Raw genomic sequence first — 1,630 nt, 5'->3', positions numbered from 1 at the left:
AACTGACCCGGGCCGCGGACTGGTGGGCGCTATCAGAAGTGGTGCTCGACCACACCGCGATCAGCGGCGTCGCCGCCGTCCTGGACGTCAGCTGGGACACCGCCCACACCGCCGTCGCCGAGGTCGGGGGCCCTACCCCCGGTTAGTGGACACGGGGTTGATTACGCAGCGGTTGGCAGCGTAGCGGTATAGCGGGTCTCGTAGGCGATCGGGGACTGGTAGCGGCACCAGGAATGGCGTCGCTTGGTGTTGTAGCGGGTCAGCCACTTGAAGAGTTGCCGGCGGCAGGTGAGATCGTCGGGCCAGCAGGCGGCGTCTTGGAGGACCTCACGCTTCAGGGTGGCGTTGAACGACTCGGCGAGCGCGTTGTCGGCCGAGGTGCCGACGGCCCCCATGGACTGGGTGACCCCCAGGCGCTTGCACAGCAGGGCGTAGTCCTTCGAGGTGTAGACCGAGCCGTGGTCGCTGTGGAAGGTCGCCCCGGTCAGGCTGCCACGGGTTGCGGCAGCCTCGGTGAGGGCATCGGCGACGAGGCTGGTGCGCATGTGATCTGCGATCGCCCAGCCGACGAGTCGGCGGCTGTAGCAGTCGATCACGGTGGCCAGGTACAAGTTGCTGCCGTCGGCGATCGGCAGGTAGGTGATGTCGCCCACATAGCGACGCCCAGGTGCCGCAGCGGTGAAGTCGCGCTTCAGCAGGTCGGGGACCTTTTGATCGGCCTGCTCGGGGATCGTCGTGCGGACGCGACGCTTCTTCACGTAGCCGGCGATCCCGGCCCCTCGCATCACCCGTGCCACCCGCTTGTGGTTGACCCGCTCCCCGGCAGGCTTGCCGTCGTTGAGCTCGGCGGTCACCCGCGGCGCACCGACCGTGTTGTCGGCGTCGTGGACAGCCCTGATCCTGCCCAGGAGTCGGGCGTCCGCGGCAGCACGTTGGGCGCGTGCTGCCGCCCCTGCCTTCCACGCGTAGTAGGACGAACGCTCGATCTCGACGAGCTCACACAGTCGCTTCACCTCGAAGGTGGCGGAGTTGTCGGCGACGAACTGGAAGCGACTCACCAGCGCGTCTCCCCGGCGAAATACTTGGCTGCCCGCTGCAGGATCTCTCGCTCGACGGTCAGCTTCGCTGTCTCGACCTCCAGGTCACGGACCCTGGCTTCCAGCCGGGTGACCTTCTGCTCGGCCGTCTCATCGACCGGACTCTGCGAGGCCGCCGTGGTCGTCGTCCTGGACTGTAGTGGGCTGGAGGTCAACGTCCCATCAGCAGCGGTCTTCTTGCCGGTCCCGTACACCTCGAGCCACTGGCGCAACGTGCCCCGCACGATGCCCAAGTCCTCAGCGATACCGCGGACCGTGGCCCCCGGCGTGCACTCGTACAAGTCGACGGCCTGACGACGGAACTCCTCCGAATAGTTCTTCCTGGCCATGGTCTCGGATCATCTCGCTCTCCCCCCACCCATCACGGTGCGGGATTCGGCGTGTCCAAGAACTGGGGTCAGGCCCCCGGCACCCAGGTGCTGATCGGGCACCCCGGGGACGGCTCGACGGCGTCGAGGTGGTCGGCGTCGACGAACACGCCTGGCGGCACACACGCAAGGGCGACAAGTACGTGACGGTCATCATCGACCTCA

Annotated in this window: 1 protein-coding gene; it reads right to left on the bottom strand. The window is 67.3% G+C overall.

Annotation, left to right across the window (positions count from 1 at the left end; all coding sequences use genetic code 11):
* Positions 1 to 161: 161 nt before the first annotated feature.
* A protein-coding gene (locus H5397_RS17350) for an IS3 family transposase (protein ID WP_182818995.1) occupies positions 162 to 1,426 on the bottom strand; the annotation gives its coding sequence in 2 pieces (ribosomal slippage) (positions 162 to 1,075 and positions 1,075 to 1,426; 1,266 coding nt in all).
* Between the last annotated feature and the right edge of the window lie 204 nt (positions 1,427 to 1,630).

The sequence above is a fragment of the Propioniciclava sp. MC1683 genome (genome assembly GCF_014164675.1).
Taxonomy (GTDB): Bacteria; Actinomycetota; Actinomycetes; order Propionibacteriales; family Propionibacteriaceae; genus Propioniciclava.
This window is presented reverse-complemented; position numbering and strand designations above follow the sequence as displayed.